General features: G+C 72.5%; 18 protein-coding genes. 14 read left to right on the top strand and 4 right to left on the bottom strand.

The annotated features are described in order from the left end of the window. Positions 1–171 precede the first annotated feature (171 nt). Positions 172–708 (top strand): NUDIX hydrolase family protein, encoded by a 537-nt coding sequence (locus tag IEZ27_RS39725; RefSeq protein ID WP_189651987.1) that lies wholly within the window; start codon positions 172–174, stop codon positions 706–708. On the opposite strand, the gene IEZ27_RS39720 is transcribed toward IEZ27_RS39725, so the two are convergent. From IEZ27_RS39720 to IEZ27_RS39705, 4 genes are all read right to left on the bottom strand, one after another. Continuing rightward, entirely contained in the window at positions 705–1,223 is a 519-nt protein-coding gene (locus IEZ27_RS39720) for a peptidoglycan recognition protein family protein (RefSeq protein WP_189651986.1), read from the bottom strand. The two genes, IEZ27_RS39725 and IEZ27_RS39720, sit on opposite strands and share 4 nt — an antisense overlap. A 92-nt stretch (positions 1,224–1,315) precedes the next feature. Beyond that, on the bottom strand, positions 1,316–2,944 hold the full coding sequence (locus IEZ27_RS39715; protein ID WP_229824765.1) for an arylsulfatase: 1,629 nt from the start codon (positions 2,942–2,944) through the stop codon (positions 1,316–1,318). A gap of 68 nt (positions 2,945–3,012) precedes the next feature. Beyond that, positions 3,013–3,906 (bottom strand): sulfotransferase family protein, encoded by an 894-nt coding sequence (locus IEZ27_RS39710; protein ID WP_189651985.1) that lies wholly within the window; start codon positions 3,904–3,906, stop codon positions 3,013–3,015. 55 nt (positions 3,907–3,961) lie between these two features. Then, positions 3,962–4,846: a MurR/RpiR family transcriptional regulator gene (locus tag IEZ27_RS39705; RefSeq protein WP_189651984.1), complete on the bottom strand. Its 885-nt coding sequence runs from the start codon at positions 4,844–4,846 to the stop codon at positions 3,962–3,964. An 85-nt stretch (positions 4,847–4,931) separates the two neighbouring features. On the opposite strand from IEZ27_RS39705, the gene IEZ27_RS39700 reads away from it, so the two are divergent. From IEZ27_RS39700 to IEZ27_RS39640, 13 genes are all read left to right on the top strand, one after another. Beyond that, entirely contained in the window at positions 4,932–6,479 is a 1,548-nt protein-coding gene (locus IEZ27_RS39700; RefSeq protein ID WP_189651983.1) for an ABC transporter substrate-binding protein, read from the top strand. Continuing rightward, positions 6,479–7,447 carry an ABC transporter permease gene (locus IEZ27_RS39695; protein ID WP_189651982.1) on the top strand — a complete coding sequence of 323 codons (969 nt, stop codon included), beginning with the start codon at positions 6,479–6,481 and terminating at the stop codon, positions 7,445–7,447. The genes IEZ27_RS39700 and IEZ27_RS39695 overlap by 1 nt, the downstream gene beginning before the upstream one ends. Then, complete coding sequence (locus tag IEZ27_RS39690; protein WP_125635705.1) at positions 7,444–8,271, top strand: ABC transporter permease; 828 nt, start codon at positions 7,444–7,446, stop codon at positions 8,269–8,271. Before IEZ27_RS39695 ends, IEZ27_RS39690 begins: the two co-directional genes overlap by 4 nt. Continuing rightward, positions 8,268–9,167, top strand: coding sequence for an N-acetylmuramic acid 6-phosphate etherase (murQ, locus tag IEZ27_RS39685; protein ID WP_125635703.1), 900 nt, complete (start codon positions 8,268–8,270; stop codon positions 9,165–9,167). Before IEZ27_RS39690 ends, murQ begins: the two co-directional genes overlap by 4 nt. Further along, positions 9,164–10,339 (top strand): anhydro-N-acetylmuramic acid kinase, encoded by a 1,176-nt coding sequence (locus IEZ27_RS39680; protein ID WP_189651981.1) that lies wholly within the window; start codon positions 9,164–9,166, stop codon positions 10,337–10,339. Before murQ ends, IEZ27_RS39680 begins: the two co-directional genes overlap by 4 nt. Next, entirely contained in the window at positions 10,336–11,412 is a 1,077-nt protein-coding gene (locus IEZ27_RS39675; protein WP_189651980.1) for a serine hydrolase domain-containing protein, read from the top strand. The genes IEZ27_RS39680 and IEZ27_RS39675 overlap by 4 nt, the downstream gene beginning before the upstream one ends. Next, a complete protein-coding gene (locus tag IEZ27_RS39670; RefSeq protein ID WP_189651979.1) occupies positions 11,409–13,007 on the top strand; it encodes an ABC transporter ATP-binding protein in 1,599 nt (532 codons plus the stop codon). Before IEZ27_RS39675 ends, IEZ27_RS39670 begins: the two co-directional genes overlap by 4 nt. 40 nt (positions 13,008–13,047) lie before the next feature. After that, positions 13,048–13,482, top strand: a complete 435-nt coding sequence (locus tag IEZ27_RS39665; protein WP_125635695.1) for a winged helix-turn-helix transcriptional regulator — start codon at positions 13,048–13,050, stop codon at positions 13,480–13,482. Between the two features lie 4 nt (positions 13,483–13,486). Continuing rightward, the gene (locus IEZ27_RS39660) at positions 13,487–14,236 is read left to right on the top strand and encodes a carbon-nitrogen hydrolase family protein (RefSeq protein WP_189651978.1); all 750 of its coding nucleotides are present in this window, start codon (positions 13,487–13,489) and stop codon (positions 14,234–14,236) included. Between the two features lie 71 nt (positions 14,237–14,307). Further along, positions 14,308–14,970 carry a sensor domain-containing protein gene (locus IEZ27_RS39655; protein ID WP_189651977.1) on the top strand — a complete coding sequence of 221 codons (663 nt, stop codon included), beginning with the start codon at positions 14,308–14,310 and terminating at the stop codon, positions 14,968–14,970. 56 nt (positions 14,971–15,026) lie between these two features. Beyond that, positions 15,027–16,067, top strand: coding sequence for an endonuclease domain-containing protein (locus IEZ27_RS39650; protein WP_189651976.1), 1,041 nt, complete (start codon positions 15,027–15,029; stop codon positions 16,065–16,067). 3 nt (positions 16,068–16,070) lie between these two features. Then, a complete protein-coding gene (locus tag IEZ27_RS39645) occupies positions 16,071–16,706 on the top strand; it encodes a hypothetical protein (protein ID WP_189651975.1) in 636 nt (211 codons plus the stop codon). Then, positions 16,703–19,864 (top strand): helicase HerA domain-containing protein, encoded by a 3,162-nt coding sequence (locus IEZ27_RS39640; RefSeq protein ID WP_189651974.1) that lies wholly within the window; start codon positions 16,703–16,705, stop codon positions 19,862–19,864. The genes IEZ27_RS39645 and IEZ27_RS39640 overlap by 4 nt, the downstream gene beginning before the upstream one ends. Positions 19,865–19,921 lie beyond the last annotated feature (57 nt).

Below are 19,921 nucleotides of genomic sequence, written 5' to 3'. Positions count from 1 at the left end.
TTCATGGGCATCGTGCTGGTCATCTGCACGGCGTCGTGGTTCGCGGGCCGCGGCCGGCCGCCCAGACGCGGCTGAGCGCCCCGGCGGACCCGGTCGCGCCGGGCCCGCCGGTACGTGACCGGCCGGTGGGGCGTACGGCGCCGGGGACGGTCGGGGGCATACGATCGGCAGATGACCGAAAAGACCGAAACCGCGCCTGGATGGCTGGCCCCCGAAGAGCTCGAATCGGTGCGCGGCCAGTTGCCGATCCTCTACCTCGACGCCGTGCCGGTGCGGGTGGACGAGACCGGCGTGGTGACCCGCGTGGGCCTGCTGCTGCGGATCGCGGCGGACGGGACGGTCAGCCGGGCGCTGGTCTCGGGGCGGGTGCTGCTGCACGAGCGCATCCGCGACGCGCTGCTGCGCCACCTGGAGAAGGACCTCGGCCCCGTGGCCCTTCCCCGCATCCCCGTCTCGCCGCAGCCCTTCACCGTCGCCGAGTACTTCCCGACGCCGGGTGTCACGCCGTACCACGATCCGCGGCAGCACGCGGTGTCCCTGGCCTACATCGTGCCCGTCGCCGGTGACTGCCGGCCCCGGCAGGACGCGCTGGACCTGGTCTGGTTCACCCCGGAGGAGGCGGCCTCGCCGGCGGTGCAGCAGGAGATGACCGGCGGGCAGGGAGTGTTGCTGAAGCAGGCGCTGGCGCACGTGGGCCGGCTGGTCTAGGGGCGTTCGGCGCCTCCTCGTACCCAGTGGTAGAGAGGGTCGCCGGGGCAGTCGGTGTCGTAGCCGTCCCGGTGGCCCTTGACCTCGTGACCGGCGTCGCCGTGCTCGCGCAGGTACTCGATGGCGTCGACGAGGGCGTTGAGCAGGTCGTCGTTGGGCTCGGTGAAGCCGGTGTTGCCGAGCAGGGCGAGCACGGCGTAGTGGCCGGAGTTGAGCCCGGGGCCGTTGGCGGCGGGCAGGACGTGGGGACCGCGGCCCATGAAGGTGCGCCGGTGCGGGCAGCACACCATGTTGTAGCCGAGGTCGATGTACGTCTCGCCGCGCCCGCCGGACATGTGCATACGCTGGATGTCCCGCACCAGGTCGACACATTTCTCGTGGTTGTCGGCGTCGGGCAGGTCGGCGGGCACCTTGCCGCCGGTGTAGTGGATCTTGACGCCTTTGGTGGAGGCCAGGCGCGTGTAGCTGGTGCTGGGCTTCTTCGCGTGCCAGTCGGCACGAGTGATCAGCTGCATGTGGTGTCTCTCCTGGTAGACGATGCCTCGCCACCAGAATGTCAACCTAAAGTAGCCGTGTCATCACTTTTTGTCACTAGATTCACGTGCCGTCAAAGTGAGACTTCTCTGCTGGTCAGGCCGCCGCGGACCACTGTGAAGGTGTGCGAGCGGCCCTCCGCCCGGAAGCGGGCCCGTACGGTGACCGGGCCGGCGATCGGGCCCGCGGCGGGCAGGGGGAAGGTCGCCTCGGCGGCCGTCCCGGGGTCCACGCGGGCGACCGGCGGGACCTCGTGCCGGTGGGGCGCCCGTACGCCGAGGCGCACGTCGTGCCAGGGCACGCCCGAGCCGTTGCGCAGGGTGACGACGAGCCGCCCGTCCCGTACGCGCGCCCGCAGCCCGTACGGGGTCCGCGGGTCGGCCCCGATCTCCCGGTCGAGCAGGGCCAGCAGCTCCCCCGCCAGGGCGGGCCGTACGGCGGCCAGGTCGTGGCGTTCGGCGGGGTCGGCGGCCAGGTCGTACAGCTCGGTCCGGCCGCCGGGCCCGGCGCCGGCGATGTGCGGGGCGAACCTGATCGCCTTCCACCGGCCGCGCCGGATCGCCTGGCTCTTGCGCGGCCGGTTCCACACCAGGTGGTCGTGGGCGGGCGCGCCGGCCCCGGTGAGCAGGCCGCGGAAGGAGCGGCCGTCCAGGTGGGCCGGGACCGGGATCCCGGCCAGGTCCGCCAGCGTGGGCAGCACGTCCCAGGAGGCCACCGGCTGCTCCTCCACGCGCGGGCGCAGCGCGGGCGACCAGGCGATCAGCGGGACGCGGATGCCGCCCTCGTACAGGTCGCGTTTGTCGCCGCGCAGCGGGCCGTTGGAGTCGAACAGCTCCGGCGTCACGCCCTTCTCGCTGTGGGGGCCGTTGTCGCTGGTGAACAACACGAGTGTGGAACGGGCGACGCCCTCCGCGCGCAGCGTGCGTACGAGGGCGGCGACGTCGGCGTCCAGGCGGGAGACCTGCGCGGCGTGCCGGCGGTTGGGGCCGCTCCAGGGCTCGTCGCGGTAGCGGCCCGCGTCGCCGGGGACCACGCTCGGCGAGTGGGGCAAGATGTCGGCGAGGTAGAGCAGGAAGGGCGCCCGGCCGCGCCGCCTGATGAAGTCGGCCGCCCGCTCGCGGAACAGGTCGGGCGCGTACGAACGGCCGCCGAGCCAGACCTTCCTGCCGTTGTGCCACAGGTAGCGGGGATAGTACTGGTGGGCGTGCTTGTGCCCGATGTAGCCGAAGAACTCGTCGAAGCCGCGGGCGTTGGGATGGGAGTCCTGGCCGGCCCGGTCGGGGCCGAAGCCCCACTTGCCGATGCAGGCCGTCCGGTAGCCGGCGAGCCGGAGCAGTTCGGCGAAGGTGAGGTCGGCGGCCGTCAGCGCGCGCTGCTCGCCGCCCTCGGGGTTCTCGCGGACCGTGCCGTGCCCGGCGTGCAGGCCGGTGAGCAGGGCGCAGCGCGAGGGCGCGCACAGCGGCGCGCCCGAGTACGCCGTCGTGAAGCGCACCCCCTCCCGGGCCAGCCGGTCCAGGTTCGGGGTGTGGATCAGGCGCTGCCCCTGGCTGCCGATCTCGCCCCAGCCCAGGTCGTCGGCCAGGATGACGACGACGTTGGGCCGGTGCGGGAGCCCGGCCTCCGCCTCAGCGGGAGGCGCGGGCACGGCGAGGGAGGCGAGGGTTCCGGCGAGCATGGCGCGACGCGAGGGCCCGGTGATCACGGGGGCAACCTATCGAGCCCGTGCCGGAACGCACGGCGAACGCGAGGCGAACTCTCGCCCCGGCCCGGCTACGCGAAGGGGCCGTAGCCCCACAACCGGCAGATCTCGTGCAGCTCGGCGGGCACCTCCTCCGGGGTGGGCAGCGGGCGCGCCTCGACGACCGTGCCCGCGCGGATCTTGTCCCGCCAGTCGCCGATGCCCTTGACGAACGCGCCGTGGTCCTGGGCGCCGTACTCCAGCATCGCGGGCTCCCACGGCACGCCGAGGAACGCGCACACCCGGCGCAGCTCGTCTTCGGGGCGGGCGACCAGGTCCTCGTAGCGCAGGGTCAGCCCGGTCAGATGCGTACGGGCCTCCTGGAGGTAGGTCATGTAGCTCAGCGTGCGCGGTACGGCCTCCTCCATGGGCCGCCGCCCGGGATCGGCCTCGTGCCAGGACTGCGTGATCGAGGCCGGGTGCCGCAGCAGGAACACGAACCTGGCGTCCGGCCAGCAGGTCGCGATGCGCCGCCAGGCGAACACGTTGCTCGGCGTCTTCTCCACCAGGATCGGCTTGCCGCTGCGGCCCAGCTCCCGGTGCAGCAGCCGGTCCCAGACCAGGTGTTCCAGGTCGCTGTGGGTGTGGCCGAGCAGTTGCGCGGCCTGCCGTACGGGCTCGGTGGGCAGGCCGACGGTCATCCGGCGGAAATGCGTCTCGATGGGCGAGTGCACCCGCGTGTGGCTGTTCAGCATGACCCGCAGCAGGGTCGATCCCGACCGTACCGACGACAGCAGGAAGACGGGCTCACGCAGCAAGCGGTCGTGAACCCCGTCCACCGGCCCTCTGACCACGTCCCCCGGCAGCCGTTGCAGTTCCAGCGGCACCTTGGGCGGCGGTTTGGGCGTCTCCCTGCGCAGCCGCCGGCTCAGGGTGTAGCCCGTCAGCCCTTCGAGCGTCGCGTTGGCCTTGTACCTCCAGCTCATGCGCCCTCAAGCTAGACAGACCCCGTGAACCGCAGGTGAATCCGGCCTGTGAACATCACCCCCGTTTGTGCACGGTCCGTTCGTGCACGACCGCGTACGTGTTGCGCAGGGCCGCCATCGACTCGTCGTAGCTGGCCTGGGCGACGCCGGTGAACAGGCAGTCGACGACCATGAGCTGGGCGATGCGGCTGCCGAGGGCGCCCGAGCGGAACTGCGTCTCGCGGGCGGCCGTCGTCAGCGTCACGTCGGCGGCGCCGGCCAGCGGCGAGTCGCGGAAGTTCGTGATCGCCACCGTGGCCGCGCCCGACCGGCGGGCGATGGCCAGGAACTCGACGGTGTCCACCGTGGCGCCGGTGTGGGAGACCGCGACGGTCACGCAGGAGGCGTCGAGCGTGGCCGCCGACGTCCAGGCGGAGTGGGAGTCGTGCCAGTTGATCGCGGTACGCCCGATGCGCGAGAGCTTCTGTTGCAGGTCGAGACCGACCAGGGCGCTGGCGCCCACGCCGAAGGTGTCGATCCGGCGCGCGGACAGCAGCAGCGAGACCGCGCGGGCCAGGGCGTCCATGTCGAGGGAGCGGGCGGTGTCGGCGATGGACAGGGTCTCGTTCGTCGCCACCTTGGAGACGATGCCCTCCAGGCTGTCGTGGCGGTCGATGTCGCCCGACACCTCCGGCAGGCTCGACGTGGTCAGCTCCTCCCGGGCGGCGGCCCTGGTCAGGGCGATCCGGAAGTCCTTGAAGTGGGCGTAGCCCATGCGCTGGTAGAAGCGCACGACCGAGGTGGTCGAGGTGTCGCAGCGGGCGGCCAGTTCGGCGATGGACAGATTGGCGGCGGCGGCCGGGTCGCCGGTGAACGTCTCGGCGATGCGCCGTTCCGAGGGCCGCAGTGCGGGCATGGCCGCGCGGATGCGGATCAACAGGCTGCCGTCGTCTTCCACCATGCGTCATCCATCCCTGTTGAGGAAAGTTAGTACCTGAGTGGTAGGGTCTGCGTAATTTTATGACCTACTGCCCTGAGGAGACCACATGCCCCGTGGCGCGCTCTCCGCGATCGGCGCCGCCGCTGTGCTGTCCATCGCCCTGACCAGTTGTTCATCATCCTCCGGGCCCGCGACCAGCACCGGTGAAACGGGCAAGTCCGGCGGACCGCTCGTCGTCGGCGTGACCTCCGACCCGGACACGCTCTTCCCGTGGAAGGCCACCCAGTTCACGGCCGTGAACGTGCTGCAGAACATCTACGGCACGCTCACCGAGTTCGACAAGGACCTGAACGTCGTACCGGGCCTGGCCGAGTCCTGGCAGGCGTCCGAGGACGGCAAGAAGCTGATCCTCACGCTCCGCAAGGGCGTGACGTTCGGCGACGGCAGCGCCTTCGACTCCAAGGACGTCAAGGCGTCCCTGGAGAAGATCATGGACGAGAAGACGGCCGCCGTGGCGCGGGCGTCGCTCGCCTCGGTGAAGTCCGTCGAGGCCCCTGACGAGAACACGGTCGTGCTGGAGCTGACCGGGCCCGACGCCGCGCTGCCGGCGAACCTGGCCACCGTCAACATGGCCATGCTCTCCTCCGACGACACCGAGGAGAAGCTCAACGCCACCCCCAACGGCACCGGCCCGTTCACCCTGGGCAAGCGTGTCCCGAGCCAGTCGCTGACGCTGGCCAGGAACGACAAGTACTGGGGCGCCGAGAAGCCGAAGGTGGCAAGCGTCGAGTTCCGGGTGATCCCCGACGAGTCGTCCATCGTCTCGGCCATGCAGTCGGGCAACGTGCAGCTCGCGGTCTTCAACGACCCGCTGGTCGCCCAGACCGCGCAGGGCGGCGGCACGATCACCGTCACCAAGACGCCGCAGCTCAGCTACCACGCCCTCCAGCTCAACGCGCAGCACGGCGACCTCAAGGACGTCAACGTGCGCCTGGCGATCCAGTGCGCGATCGACCGCAAGCAGGTGCTCGACACCGCCGCGCTCGGCGAGGGCGAGGTGACCGGGCCGATCACCGCCCCGGCCTTCAAGTCCGACCCGGCCAAGCGTCCCTGCCCGCAGCGCGACCTGGCCAAGGCCGCCGAGTACCTGGGCAAGGCGGGCAAGTCCGGCGGCCTGACCGTCAAGGCCATCGTCTCCCAGGGCGAGTACGCCACCTCGGTCAACGAGGCCCAGAACCTCAAGGCCCAGCTCTCCGAGGCGAAGATCAACCTGGACCTGGAGGTGCTGGAGTCGGGCGCGTTCGTGGACCGCTGGGTGGCGGCCGACTTCGACGCGGCCGTCGCGCTCAACGGCGGGCGTCCCGACCCCGACGGCTCCTACGGCCGCTACTTCACCAGCAAGGGCAACCTGAACAAGGTCGCCGGGTACAGCTCGCCGGAGCTGGACAAGCTGTTCGCCGAGGGCAAGGCCACGACCGACCCGGCCGCCCGCAAGGCGATCTACGAGAAGGTCTCGGCCGAGCTTGAGGCCAACGCGCCCTGGATCTGGCTGTTCACCAGCTACACCTACACCGGCACCACGTCCAACGTGTCCGGGTTCGTACCGATGGTCAGCGGGTCGCTGCAGTACCTGCGTACGACGTCCGTCGGCTGATGCGCCGGATCCTCGCCAACCGGGCCGTCCGGCGCGTGGCCGCGACGATCGGCACCCTGTTCGGGGTGGCCGTGTTCGTCTTCGTCATGCTCCGGGCGATCCCCGGCGACCAGATCACGGCCGGGCTCGGCACCGAGGCCGCCGCGCTCACCCCGGCGCAGCGCGCGGCCCTGGAGCAGTACTACGGGCTGGACCAGTCGCCGGTCACGCAGTTCTTCTCCTGGCTGGGCAACATGCTCACGGGCAACTTCGGCTACTCGGCGCGCTCGCAGCAGAGCGTGCTGGAGATGACGCTGCACTCGCTGCCGGTGACGTTCGAGCTGGCGGTGTTCTCGATCGTGCTGGCGCTGCTGCTGGGCGTGCCGCTCGGCATGTTGTCGGCGTCCAGGACGAACTCGCCGCGGGACGCCTTCGGCCAGGTCGTGAGCCTGGCCGGGTTGTCGGTCCCGGCGTTCCTGCTGGCCACGACGCTGCTGTCGGTCTTCGCGGCGTCGTTCGGCTTCAACCCCAACGGCCAGGGCTTCGCCTCGCTCACCGAGAACCCGCTGCTGAACCTCCAGCAGATGTTCCTGCCCTCGCTCGTGCTCGGCTTCGGCATCGCCGCGCCGATCCTGCGCACCACCCGTACGGCGGTGCTGGAGGTGCGCTCGGAGGACTTCGTGCGCACCGCCCGCGCCAAGGGCGTGCCGCCGCGCCGGTTGCAGGTCAGGCACGTGCTCGGCAACGCGCTGGTGCCGATCGTGACGATGACCGGGCTGCAGTTCGGCTACCTGCTCGGCGGCGCGGTCGTGGTCGAGCAGATCTTCTCCGTGCCCGGCGTGGGCCGGCAGGTGCTGCTCGGCATCCAGCAGAAGGAGTACGCGGTCGTGCAGAGCACGGTCCTGGTCATCGCGCTGGCGTTCGTGCTGGTCAACCTGCTGACCGACGCGCTGTACCGGATCATCGACCCGCGGGTGAGGGCGTCGTGACCGCGCTGCGCAGGAGCCCCGCCATGCTGGCGGGCACGATCGTGCTGCTGGTCCTGGCCGTGCTGGCGGCGCTGTCGTACGCCGGGCTGCTCCCCTACGACCCGATCGCGCAGAACCCGCCCCAGCGGTTCCTGTCACCGTCGGGCGCGCACCTGTTCGGCACCGACCAGTTCGGCCGGGACGTCTTCTCCAGGGTGGCGGCCGGGGTCGGCAACTCGGCGCTCATCGCGGTGGTCGCGGTGGCCTTCGCCACCGTGGTCGGCACGCTGGGCGGTCTGGTGTCCGGCTTCTACCGCGGCTTCGCCGACGGCGCCATCGGCGGCGTGACGAACGTGTTGTTCGCGTTCCCGCCGCTGCTGCTCGCGCTCTCGCTGGCCTCGGTGCTGGACCGCAACTGGTTCACGGTGGCCGTCGCCATCGCGATCGTGTACGTCCCCATCTTCATCCGTGTCACGCGCGGCCCGGTGCTCTCGCTCAGGGAGATCGAGTACGTCAAGGCCGCGGTCTCCACCGGCCAGAGCCGCTGGCAGATCATGTTCAGGCACGTACTGCCCAACATCACCTCGATCATCGTCATCCAGGTGGCGCTGTCGTTGTCGTGGGCGGTGCTGACCGAGGCGTCGCTGAGCTTCCTCGGCCTGGGCACGCCGCCGCCCGCCCCGTCCCTGGGCTCGATGATCTTCGAGGCGCGCAGCCTGGTGTTCATCGCCCCCTGGACGCTGATCGCGCCCGGCGCGGTCGTCGTCCTGCTGGTGGTGGGCCTGAACCTGCTCGGCGACGGCCTTCGTGACACTCTCGACCCCAGAACCCGAGGCAAGCGGTGAACCTCTCAGAACTGACCACGGAATCGGCCGACCCGCGTTTCGCGGGCATCGACACCATGAGCGTGGCCGAGCTCGCGGAGACCATGAACACGGCCGACGCCACCGTCCCCGGCGCGGTCGCGGCGGCGCTGCCGCAGATCACCCGGGCTATCGAGGCCGCCGCCGAGCTCGTACGGGCCGGCGGCCGGCTGGTCTACGTGGGCGCCGGGACGCCCGGCCGGCTCGGCGTGCTGGACGCCTCCGAGTGCCCGCCCACCTTCAGCACCCCGCCCGAGCAGGTCTTCGCCATCATCGCCGGCGGTGAGCGGGCGATCGTGCACCCGTGCGAGGGGGCCGAGGACGACGCCGGGGCCGGCGCGGCCGCCGTGGACGCGGCCGGCATCGGACCGCTGGACACGCTGGTGGGCATCGCCTCCAGCGGGCGCACGCCGTACGTGCTGGGCGCCGTACGGCGGGCCCGCGAGCGCGGCGCGCTGACGGTCGGCCTGTCGTGCAACCCCGGCACCCCGCTCAGCGAGGCCGCCGAGCACGCGATCGAGGTGCTGGTCGGCCCCGAGGTGGTCAGCGGCTCGACCAGGCTCAAGGCGGGCACGGCGCAGAAGCTCGTGCTCAACATGTTCTCGACCATCGTCATGGTGCGGCTCGGCAAGACGTACGGGAACCTCATGGTCGACGTCAAGGCCAGCAACGGCAAGCTGCGCGAGCGGGCGATCAGGATCGTGCGCACGATCGCAGGAGTGGACCGCGAGGAGGCGGAACGGGTGCTCGACCAGCACGATTTCAACGTCAAGCAGGCCGTGCTCGGCGCCCGGCTCGGCCTCGGGCCGCAGGAGGCCGCAGCGATGCTGGCACGCAGCGGCGGACGGCTGCGCGCGGCCCTGGGAGAGTCGGCATGAGAGTTCTCGGCATGATCTCCGGCACCTCGCACGACGGCATCGACGTGGCCGTGGTCGACTTCGACCTCGGGTCCGGCGACGGGGGCGACGTCCTGACGGGCCGTGTGCTGCACACCGCGAGCACCCCGTACCCGGACGAGCTGCGCGCCCGGCTGGTGGCGGCGCTGCCGCCCGCGCCGGTGACGCTCGCCGAGGTGTGCGTGCTCGACACGCTCATCGGCCAGTGCTTCGCCGAGGCCGCCGAGGCCGCGGTCGAGCAGGCCGGGCCCGTGGACCTGATCGTCTCCCACGGCCAGACGGTGTTCCACTGGGTGGAGGGCACGCACGCGCGCGGCACCCTGCAGATCGGCCAGCCCGCCTGGATCGCCGAGCGCACCGGCGCGCCCGTGTTGTCGGACGTGCGCATCCGCGACATCACCGCGGGCGGGCACGGCGCCCCACTGGTCTCCGTGCTGGACGGCCTGCTGCTGGGCGGGCACGAGGGCGGCGCGGCGGCGCTCAACCTGGGCGGCATCTCCAACATGACCGTCGTGCGCGGCGCGAGCCTGAGCGCCTACGACATCGGCCCGGCCAACGCCCTCGTCGACGCCGTCGTGTCCGCCCGGGGCCTGAACCCGCGCGGGTACGACGAGGACGGCCGGATCGCGGCCTCCGGCCAGGTGGACGAGCGCCTGCTGGCCGTGCTGCTGGACGAGCCGTACTACGGGCTGCCGGCGCCGAAGAGCACCGGCAAGGAGCTGTTCCACCTGGCCTACGTCGAGGAGGCCGTCGCCAGGGCGGGCACCGGGCCCTCCGACGCCGACCTGGTGGCGACGCTGACCGAGCTGACGGTCCGCACGGTCGCCAGGGACGTCGCCGCGGCGGGCGTGGACGTGCTCGTCGCCTCCGGCGGCGGTTGCCGCAACCCGGTGATCATGGACGGCCTGCGTGCCGCCCTGCCGGGGGTGCGGGTGTCGCTCTCCGACGAGCTGGGCGCCCCGGCCGACGACAAGGAGGCCATCGCCTTCGCGCTCATCGGCTGGCTGACCGCCCACGGCCTGCCCGGCACGGCCCCCGGCGGGACGGGCGCGCGGGCCGCCCGCGTGCTCGGCACGCTCACGCCGGGCGCGGACCCGCTCGTCCTGCCCGCGCCGCTGCCCGCCCCGCCCCGCTCGCTGGTGCTGCGCCGATGACCCCGGCCCCCGGCGCCGCTGCCGCCCCGGCAGGCCCCGACGGGCCCGCCGGGCTGGTACGGGCGGCTCGTACGCCGTGGTTCGAGCTGACCGAGTGCACCGGCCACCGCACCGTGCGGTGGGCGGACGGCGTACGCGCCGGCGAGGCGCCCATGACGCTCGGCACATGGCACGACCTGGCCTCGGTCACCAAGGTCATGGCCACCACGACGGCCCTCATCCGGCTGGTCTCCGACCGCCTGGTGGACCTGGACGGGCGGGCGCGGGCGTACCTGGCGGCGGGTTGCCCCGAGGACGTCACCGTGCGCGACCTGCTCCTGCACCGGGCCGGGTTGTGGGAGTGGTGGCCGATGTACCTCGACCCGCACGTGCCCGCGCCGCGCTACCGGCCAGGCCGCGAACGGCACTACTCCGACCTGGGCTTCATCCTGCTCGGCCGGGTGGTGGAGGCCGTCACCGGAACGTCCCTGGAGCGGGCGGTGGCCGAACTGGTCACCGGCCCGCTCGGCCTGGCGGACACGACGTACGCGCGGCCCGCCGGGCCCGAGGTCGCCATGAGCGCCCTGGACGACCGGGTCGAGATGCGCATGCTGGACACCTCGGAGCCCTACCCGGTGCCCTTCCGCAGCGCCGGCTTCACCGGCTGGCGGCACGCGCCCGTGCTCGGCGAGGTCGCCGACGGCAACGCCTACCACGCCTTCGGCGGCGTGTCGGGCCACGCCGGGCTGTTCTCCACCGTGCCCGACCTGCTGCGCTGGGCCACCGCGCTGTCCCGCTACGAGGAGCACGACCGGCTGTGGCGGCCCGAGGTCGCCCGCGAGTTCTTCCGCCCCGGCCCCGACCCCGGCCAGGCGCTCGGCTTCCGCACGTACGAGCTCGCCCTGCGGGACGAGACCGTCACCGTGCTCGGCCACCCCGGCTACGTCGGCTGCGCCGTCGGGTTCGTCCCCGGCCGGGACGTCGCGATCGCGCTGGCGAGCAACCGGCTGCTGACCGAGGCCGCCCCCACGCCCACCGACGCCCTCTGGACCGGCCTGCTGCAGGCCATCACCCACCGATCGAGGACCGCATGACCCCGCTCCTGGAGATCCGCGACCTCTCGGTCGCCTTCCGTACCCGCAAGCAGGACGTCACCGTCGTGCAGAACGTCTCCATGGAGATCATGCCGGGACAGACCGTGGCCGTGGTGGGCGAGTCGGGCTCGGGCAAGTCCACCACCGCCGCCGCGGTCAACCGGCTGCTGCCCGCGGGCGGCCGCATCACGACCGGCCAGGTGCTGTTCGACGGCCGCGACCTGGCCGGGGTGAGCGAGCGGGAGATGACCGCCGTCCGGGGCGCGGGCATCGGCCTGGTGCCCCAGGACCCGATGTCCAACCTCAACCCGCTCATGCGCATCGGCGACCAGATCGCCGAGGCGCTGGAGGTGCACGGCATCGCCGCGGGCAGGTCCGCGCGGGCGCGGGTGACCGAGCTGCTGGAGATGGTCGGCATCCCTGACCCGGAGCGGCGGGCCGGGCAGTACCCGCACGAGTTCTCCGGCGGCATGCGGCAGCGGGCGCTCATCGCCATGGGCCTGGCCTGCCGCCCGAAGCTGCTCATCGCCGACGAGCCGACCTCCGCCCTGGACGTGACCGTCCAGCGCCGCATCCTCGACCAGCTCGAACAGCTCACCGCCGAGATGGGCACGGCCGTCTTCCTCATCACGCACGACCTGGCGCTGGCCGCCGAACGGGCCGACGTGGTGGCCGTCATGTACCGGGGCCAGATCGTGGAGACGGGCCCGGCGGCCGAGATCCTGGCCGACCCGCGGCACGAGTACACCCGGCGGCTGCTGAAGGCCGTACCCAGCCTGTCGTCGGTACGGGTGTCCGAGCCCCCGGCCGGGGAGCCGGCCGACGATCTGGTCGTGGTGGAGGACCTGCGCAAGGTGTTCCCGCTCAGGGGCGGCGCCGGGGAGTTCACCGCGGTGGACGGGGTCTCCTTCACGATCCCGCGCGGCCGTACCGTGTCGGTGGTGGGCGAGTCCGGCTCGGGCAAGTCGACCACCGCCAACCTGCTGCTCGGCCTGGACGGCATCACCTCGGGCCGGATCCTGTTCGACGGCACCGACCTGACCTCGCTCGGCCGGCGGGAGCTGTTCGCCTTCCGCCGCCGGGTGCAGCCGGTCTTCCAGAACCCGTACGCCTCGCTGGACCCCCGCTACACGGTGGAGAAGTCGATCGCCGAGCCGCTGCGCGTGCACCGCGTGGGCACCCCGGCCGAACGCGCGAGGACCGTGGCCGAGCTGCTGGAGAAGGTGTCGCTGCCCGCGTCGCTGGCCGAACGGCTGCCGCACGAGTTGTCCGGCGGCCAACGCCAGCGGGTGGCCATCGCGCGGGCGCTGGCGCTCTCCCCCGAGCTGGTCGTGCTCGACGAGGCCGTCTCCGCCCTGGACGTGCTGGTCCAGGCGCAGATCCTGGAGCTGCTCGCCGAGCTGCAACGCGATCTCGGGCTCAGCTACCTGTTCATCAGCCACGACCTGGCCGTCGTACGGATGATCTCCCACCGGGTGCACGTGATGCAGGCGGGCCGGATCGTGGAGAGCGGCACCGCGGCCGAGATCTTCGGCTCGCCGCGGGCCGACTACACCCGCGAGCTGCTCGCCGCCATCCCGGGGCAGGCCGCCTGATGGTAAGTTGGAAATCCGGACCTACCTGAGCGGAGGCGCTGTGTCCCGCCCGAGAGAGTGCTCGATCGCCAACGCGCTGGCCGTCGTGGGCGAGCGGTGGAGCCTGCTGGCGATGCGCGAGATCATGCTCGGGGTGCGCCGCTTCGACCAGATCGCCCGCAACACCGGCGCCAGCCGCGACATCCTCACCGCCCGCCTGCGCAAGCTGGTCGAGGTGGGCCTGCTGGAGCGGGTGCCGTACGAACGGCACCCGCCGCGCCACGAGTACGTGCTCACCGAGGCGGGCCAGGCCCTGCACACGGTCCTGCTCGCCCTCATGGACTGGGGCGACCGGTACGTCACCGAGGGCGAGCCGCCCACCGTGTGGCGCCACTCGTGCGGCGAGCCCCTGGAGCCGCTCACGGTGTGCGCGAGCTGCCGGGAGCCGGTACGCCCGGAGGACCTGACCGTCATCCGCGTGGACCAGCCACAGTAGAGGGGTGAACGTCCTCCTGGTCCAACCCCCCGCCTGGTCCCCCGACGGCCACGCCAACTTCGACGCCATCGAGGAGCTGGCCGCCCGCGAGCCCGTGCGCGGGGGCGTGCTGCTCCTGCCCGAGCTGGCCGGATCCTCCTTACCGCGCGCCGACTACCTGGCCCGGGTCGCCGCCCTGGCCGCGGGCACCGGCGCGACGGTCGCCGGCGGCTCCCACTACGACCGCACCGAGGCCGGCCTGGTCAACCGGGGCGCGGTGATCGACCCGTCCGGCGCGCTGGTGGCCGAGTACGACAAGGTCCACCCCTACGACGTCGAACGCCGCTCGGGCGTGGTGCCCGGCCGGGCCGGCGGCGCGTTCGAGCTGGCCGGCCGCCGCCTGCGCGTGCTGCTCTGCGCCGACCTGTGGTACTCGGCGACCCTGGCCGGCCAGGACGACCTCGACGCCGTGCTCGTCGCCGCCTTCTCCGTCACCCGCTGGGACGGCCCGGGACCGGCCCGCGCGCTGTGGCGGCACATGAGCGTGGCGCGGGCGTACGAGTTCATGACGTACGTCGCGGTCAGCGACTGGCATCACGAGGCCGCCTACCAGGGGCGGCCGTGCGCGGGCGTGACCGGGTTCGCCAACCCCTGCCCGGACACCGCCGACGGCTTCTTCACCGCCTGCCCGGACGAGCCGCTGTCCTCCTGCCGGCTCGACCTCGACCGCCTCGACGCCTTCCGGCTGGACCGCGCGCACCGGGGGTTCCGGTAGGGCAGGCCCTACCATGGACAGGGCCGCGGCCAGGATCGATCATGCCGCGCCGGATCCGTAACGTCATGGGCATGACATCCCTCCGGCACCGCGTCGCCGCCGACACCCGATACGTCCTGCTCGGCCTCCCCATGGCCGCCGCCTCCTTCACCCTCACCGTCGCCGGCGTCTCGGCCGGCCTGGGCTCGGCGGTCGCCTTCGTCGGACTGCCCGTCCTGGCCGCCACCGCCGCCATGGCCCGCAACTTCGCCGACCTGGAGCGCGCCGCGCTCCCCGGCGTCCTGGGCCACCCGATCGCCCGCCCCCGCTACGCGCAGGCCCCCGCGGGGGCGGGTACGTTCCGCCGCATGATGAACCCGCTGGCCTCCGGCCAGGCGGCGATGGACCTGCTGCATGCGATCATCACGTTCCCGGTCTCGCTGGCCGCCTTCGTCCTGGGGGCGGTGTGGTGGGCGGGCGCCGTGCTCGGGCTGACCTTCCCGCTGTACGGCTGGGCGATCGCCGCCATCCCCGGCGTGGACGGCGGCCTGCCCGCCCTGCTCGGCCTGGGCACCGGCACCGTGCCGTTCGTGGTGTTCAACACGCTGGCGGGCGTGCTGTTCGCACTCACGCTGATCCCGGTGTTGCGGATCGCGGCCCTCCTCAAAGCGGGCGTTTCCCAGTCCCTGCTGACCCGCGCTCACGACCCGGCCCTGGACTCCCCCTCCGCCGCCGCCTGGGTGACAGTCCGATAGGGACGGGGCTACCCTCCCAATTGCCGAATCTCCGATCTTGTGAGGGCAGGGAAGCCGTGTCGTCGTGGGCAGAGCTGCCGATCGGCCAGGTGGTACGGCTCGATGCCGACCCTGACGCCGTGGCGCTGGCCCTCGATCCCCTGCCGGACGACGCCCCGGCCGTCGTCACCTACTTCGCCGCCGAGGAACGTTCCGTCGCCGATCTGGCCGCCTCCGTCCTGCGTGAGCTGGACAAGGCGGCCATCGCGCTGTTCCCGGCCTGGTTGCCGGGCGCGGAGGGCATCGAGGGCCCGTCGGGGGTGAACATGGCCGCGGTCCAGGTGCTGGCACTGCGCAGATCCTCGGTCACCGGCCACTTCGGACCGTTCCTCGCCGAGCTGGCCCAGCGCGCTCTCGCGGGCGGCCCCAGCGTCTTCACGCCGGAGGTACGCGCGGCCGGGCTGGTGAGAGTGCTGGCCGACAGCTTCGGCCGGGCCCGGCTGGCGGTCCTTGTACGGGTGCCGGAAGGGCTGGGCACGGCGGGACAGGAGGTACTGGTCGCCGGGTGCGAGTGGCTGGCGCACCGGGGCAGAGCCGGCGTCTGGCTGACGGGCCCGCCCCTGCACGACGACGACCACGTGCGCACGCTCCCCGCCCCGGCCTCTTTCCCGGTGGGCACAGCCCCCGGCGCCCCGGAAACCGTCACGGCCCCAGTCCCGCTGCCCGCGACGGCCGATCGGGCTCCTGCGGTCGCGTACCCGCCGGTCGCGGGCAGGCCTCATCCGGGCAGCCCGAGCGAGCGGGCGTTGGAGGCGGCCTTGTCGTCCCGGGCGTGGGCCGGAGGACGGGCGTGGAACCAGACGTACCGGCCGCGTCCGCTGGCCGTCCCGATCCGGGTGGACCTGCTCTGGGAGAGCGAACGCTGCGTCGTGGAGATCGACGGCCCCGACCACCGGACGCCTGCCAAGTTCGCCGCCGACCGGCAGCGGGACGTGCTTCTGCAACTCGATGGTTACGCCGTGCTGCGCTTCACCGATTCTCAGGTGTTGACTGACATGGACACTGTGGTCCGTCAGATTGGCCGGCTTCTGCGGAACCACCGCAGAGCGGAAGGATGAGATATGCCAGAAAAAGGGCTGTCGCTGCCCGAGTTCACTGCCCTGCTGGTGCTGGCCGTCGAAGCTCGCGAGATGTCCAACAGCGAGCTCAAGGAGCACTACAGACTGACCATCGACGGAAAGAAGCGGCAGAGGCTCAACGACCTGAAGTTAGTCGAGAGCAGGCAGCCCAGGCGCGGGCGCGCTTTTGTGCACGTATTGACCGACTCTGGTTGGGCCAGACTCGCCGACGACCTGCGCTCCGGGACGATCCCGCCCCAGACCGGCTCCTCGGGCGCCATCGCGCGGGCTCTGCTCGCCTGGCTGCCCCGGTTCATGCGGCGTACCGACCAGCGATTGTCGGAGATCTTCGAGCCCGAGCCGGAAGCGCCGCCCGCGGGCCTGGAGTCCCGTGTCCGGGCCGCCTACGCCGAACTCGCCGCCGAGCCGGGGGCGTGGGTCAGCCTGACCCCGCTCCGGCGGCTGCTGCCCGGCGTGCCGAAGGCGGAGGTGGACGAGGCGCTCGTCCTCATGGAACGCCTGCCGGACGTGAACCTCGTCCCGGAGTCGAACCAGAAGACGCTCACGCCCGAGGACCGAGAAGCGGCGGTGATCATCGGCGAGCAGGACAAGCATCTGCTGTGGATCGGCAAGCCGTGAGCGGCGTCGCGGACCTGGCCGCGCTGACCTTCAACTACACCGAGGGCGCCGACGACGTGTGGCACCGCTCCCCCTTCCACGTCGAGGGCCTGCACGGCGCGTCCACGAAGATCCTCCTCGACGGTCTGGCCCAGGCCACGCACCGGCCGGACGCCAGCCCCATCGGCGTCGTCGTACAGGGCCAGCGTGGTACCGGAAAGACGCACCTGCTCGGCTGGCTGCGCGAGCGCGCCCAGCGCGAGGGAGGATACTTCGTCCTGGTCGGCCTGCTGGATGCCAAGGGCTTCTGGGAGAGCATCGTGGTCTCGCTCCTGGACAGCCTCTCCCGGCCCCGGTACGACGGGCAGACGCAACTCGCCGTGCTCCTGGACCGCCTGGCCATCATGGCGGGGCTGTCCCGCATGGCGCGTCGCTCGATCGCCGGCAAGCGCGGCCTCACCAGGGATGAACTGGACGCCTTCGTCACCGCGCTCCGCCGGGTCGGGGGTCAGGTCGGCCGCGACAGTCAGGACGCCGCGCGGGCCCTGGTCCTGCTGGCCGGCGACGATCCGGGCCTTCAGGACCTCGGGGAGGCGTACCTGTCGTCGGCTCCCGAAGGCGAACCGGGCGAGCGGAGCCGCTGGGGCATCCGGCAGCTCGGCAGGACGCCGCAGGAGATCGTCAGGGACGTCTCGCGCCTGATGGCCCTCACCGGCCCCACGATCGTCGCCGTGGACCAGATCGACCCGCTCGTCGCCCAGTCGCGGGTCTCGACCACCGGCGGCGCCGAGCATGACCCGGCCGAGCAGCTCATGATCGAGCGGATCGCGGGCGGGCTGATGGCCCTGCGCGAGGTCACGCGCCGGACGCTGACGGTCGTGACGTGCATCCCCGTCACCTGGACGCTCATCGAACGGGTGGCGGTCGACACCGTGCGCGACCGATTCCGCCAGGCGGTCCAGCTCAAGACCATCCCCGACGCGGCCACCGCTCGCGCGCTGGTCGCCACTCGTTTCGAGGTCCAGTACGGGGAGGCGGGCATCAAGCCGCCGTACCCGACCTGGCCGGTCCGGCCGGAGGCGTTCGAGCAGGCGCCCGGGTTCACCCCGCGGCAACTGCTCATACGGATCGACCGGCACGTCCACGCCTGCCTGCTGGACGGCGAGGTCAGGGAGCTGACCGGGTTCGCCGCGCAGCCGGCGCCGCATCCCCAGCCGCCCGCGCCGCCCGCCGACCTCGGCGCGCTGGACGCCCGATACGCCGAACTGCTGAAGGCGGCGCAGGCTCCGATGATCGACCAGGCGAACGAGGACACCGCGATGCCCGCGCTGCTGGCGGCCGGGCTGTACGCGTGGATCGCCGAGCAGGGTGAGCCCGGCCTGGCCTTCAGCGTGGACCCGCCGCCGAGCGCCAAGCCGCCGCTGCACGCCCGGCTGCGCCGCACGCTCGACGAGAGCAGAGAGGACGAGGTGCACTGGGCCTTTCGCGCGGTCAGCGCCGGACACGGGAACGCGGCGCTGAACCGTGTCCGCAAAGCGTGCGTGGCTGCCGGGCTGGACGCGGAGGTGCCCAAGCGGCGGCTGTTCCTGCTGCGCAACACCCCCTGGTCCCCGGGGACGGCGACCAAGGAGACGATCACGGCGTTCGAGCGGGCCGGCGGCAGGACGCTGCGGGTGAACCGGCAGGACCTGCTGGTCCTGTCCGCACTCCAGGCTCTGGTGGCGGCGAACCCGCCGGACCTGGCCGCCTGGCTCGCCGCCCGCCGGCCGGCATCGGGGATCGGCTTCCTGACCGAGGCCTTGGCCGATGCCGTGACCGAGACCTGGAGCGTTCCTGCAGGAGCGGGCCCGGCCAAACCGTCCCCGGCTCCCGCGAGTCCTCCGGTGCCGCCGGCCGTCGCTCCGCACGCGAGGGCCGGGGCCGAGGACGGCGGCGCACAGCCGCAATCCTTGGCGATAGGACGGCGGATGGCGGACGGCACACCGGTGCGGATCGAGCTGGAGGCGCTGCGGAAGCACACCGCGATCTTCGCCGGTTCAGGCTCGGGCAAGACCGTGCTGATCAGGCGGCTGGTCGAGGAGTGCGCGCTGCGGGGCGTCTCCTCCATCGTGCTCGACCCGAACAACGACCTGGCCAGGCTGGGCGAGCCGTGGCCCGAGCCGCCGCGCACGTGGGAGGAGGGGGACGCGCGCCGCGCCGAGGAGTATCTGGCGGCCACCGAGGTGACCGTCTGGACGCCGGGCCGCACGGGCGGACGGCCGCTGAGCTTCCAGCCGCTGCCCGACCTCGCGAGCCTGACCGGCGATCCCGACGAGTTCGCGGAGGCGGTCGAGGCGGCGGTGGCGTTCATCGTGCCGCGGGTGAGGCTGGATGCCAACACCGACAAGGCGCTGCGCGGGCAGGCGGTGCTCAGGAAGGCCCTGGCCTCCTACGGGCGCGGCGGCGCGACCAGCTTGAGGGGATTCGCGGCGTTCCTGGCCGACCTCCCGGACGGCGTGAGCGAGCTGGCCAGCGCCGGGCGCATCGGGGCGGACCTGGCGCAGTCGCTCACGGCGGCGATGGACAACGATCCGCTGTTCGGCGGGGCGGGCGAACCGGTCGACCCCGGGCTGCTGGTGACGCCGCCCCCTGGCCGGCGGGCCCGGGTCTCGGTGATCAGCCTGGCCGGGCTGCCGGGTCTGGAGCAGCGCCAGAGCTTCGTCAGCCGGCTGGAGATGGAGTTGTTCGTCTGGTTCAAGCGGCATCCTGCCCAGGATCGGCCGCTGGGCGCGCTGTTCGTCATGGACGAGGCGCAGACGTTCGCCCCCGCGGCCGGCGGCGCGTCGGTCTCCACGCGCAGCACGGTGATGCTCGCCTCCCAGGCCCGCAAGTACGGGCTCGGCCTCGTCTTCGCCACCCAGGCACCCAAGGGGCTGCACAACCAGATCCCCGGCAACTGCGCGACGCAGTTCTTCGGCCTGCTGAACGCCCCGATCCAGATCGGCGCGGCCAGGGAGATGGCCCAGGCCAAGGGCGGCGGCGACGTGCCGGACATCTCCCGGCTGGCGTCGGGCGAGTTCTACGTGGCGCGCGAAGGCGGCGGGTTCGCCAAGGCGCGGGTGCCGATGTGCCTGACCCACCACCCGGAGGCGCCGCTGACCACGGAGGAGGTCATCGCCAAGAGCCGCGGGCACCTGTGATCGCCGCGGTCCCGGCCGCGGGTGCCGGTGGACAGGACCGCGGGATCCGCATCAGGC

The sequence above is a fragment of the Nonomuraea spiralis genome (genome assembly GCF_014648435.1).
Lineage (GTDB): Bacteria > Actinomycetota > Actinomycetes > Streptosporangiales > Streptosporangiaceae > Nonomuraea > Nonomuraea spiralis.
The sequence above is the reverse complement of the archived record's forward strand: the minus strand, read 5'-3'. Positions and strand labels throughout refer to the sequence as shown.

Coding starts and splice junctions, on each gene's coding strand:
- IEZ27_RS39725 (WP_189651987.1), top strand. CDS start 172: ATGACCGAAAAGACCGAAACCGCGCCTGGATGGCTGGCCCCCGAAGAG.
- IEZ27_RS39720 (WP_189651986.1), bottom strand. CDS start 1,223: ATGCAGCTGATCACTCGTGCCGACTGGCACGCGAAGAAGCCCAGCACC.
- IEZ27_RS39710 (WP_189651985.1), bottom strand. CDS start 3,906: ATGAGCTGGAGGTACAAGGCCAACGCGACGCTCGAAGGGCTGACGGGC.
- IEZ27_RS39705 (WP_189651984.1), bottom strand. CDS start 4,846: ATGGTGGAAGACGACGGCAGCCTGTTGATCCGCATCCGCGCGGCCATG.
- IEZ27_RS39700 (WP_189651983.1), top strand. CDS start 4,932: ATGCCCCGTGGCGCGCTCTCCGCGATCGGCGCCGCCGCTGTGCTGTCC.
- IEZ27_RS39695 (WP_189651982.1), top strand. CDS start 6,479: ATGCGCCGGATCCTCGCCAACCGGGCCGTCCGGCGCGTGGCCGCGACG.
- IEZ27_RS39680 (WP_189651981.1), top strand. CDS start 9,164: ATGAGAGTTCTCGGCATGATCTCCGGCACCTCGCACGACGGCATCGAC.
- IEZ27_RS39675 (WP_189651980.1), top strand. CDS start 10,336: ATGACCCCGGCCCCCGGCGCCGCTGCCGCCCCGGCAGGCCCCGACGGG.
- IEZ27_RS39670 (WP_189651979.1), top strand. CDS start 11,409: ATGACCCCGCTCCTGGAGATCCGCGACCTCTCGGTCGCCTTCCGTACC.
- IEZ27_RS39655 (WP_189651977.1), top strand. CDS start 14,308: ATGACATCCCTCCGGCACCGCGTCGCCGCCGACACCCGATACGTCCTG.
- IEZ27_RS39645 (WP_189651975.1), top strand. CDS start 16,071: ATGCCAGAAAAAGGGCTGTCGCTGCCCGAGTTCACTGCCCTGCTGGTG.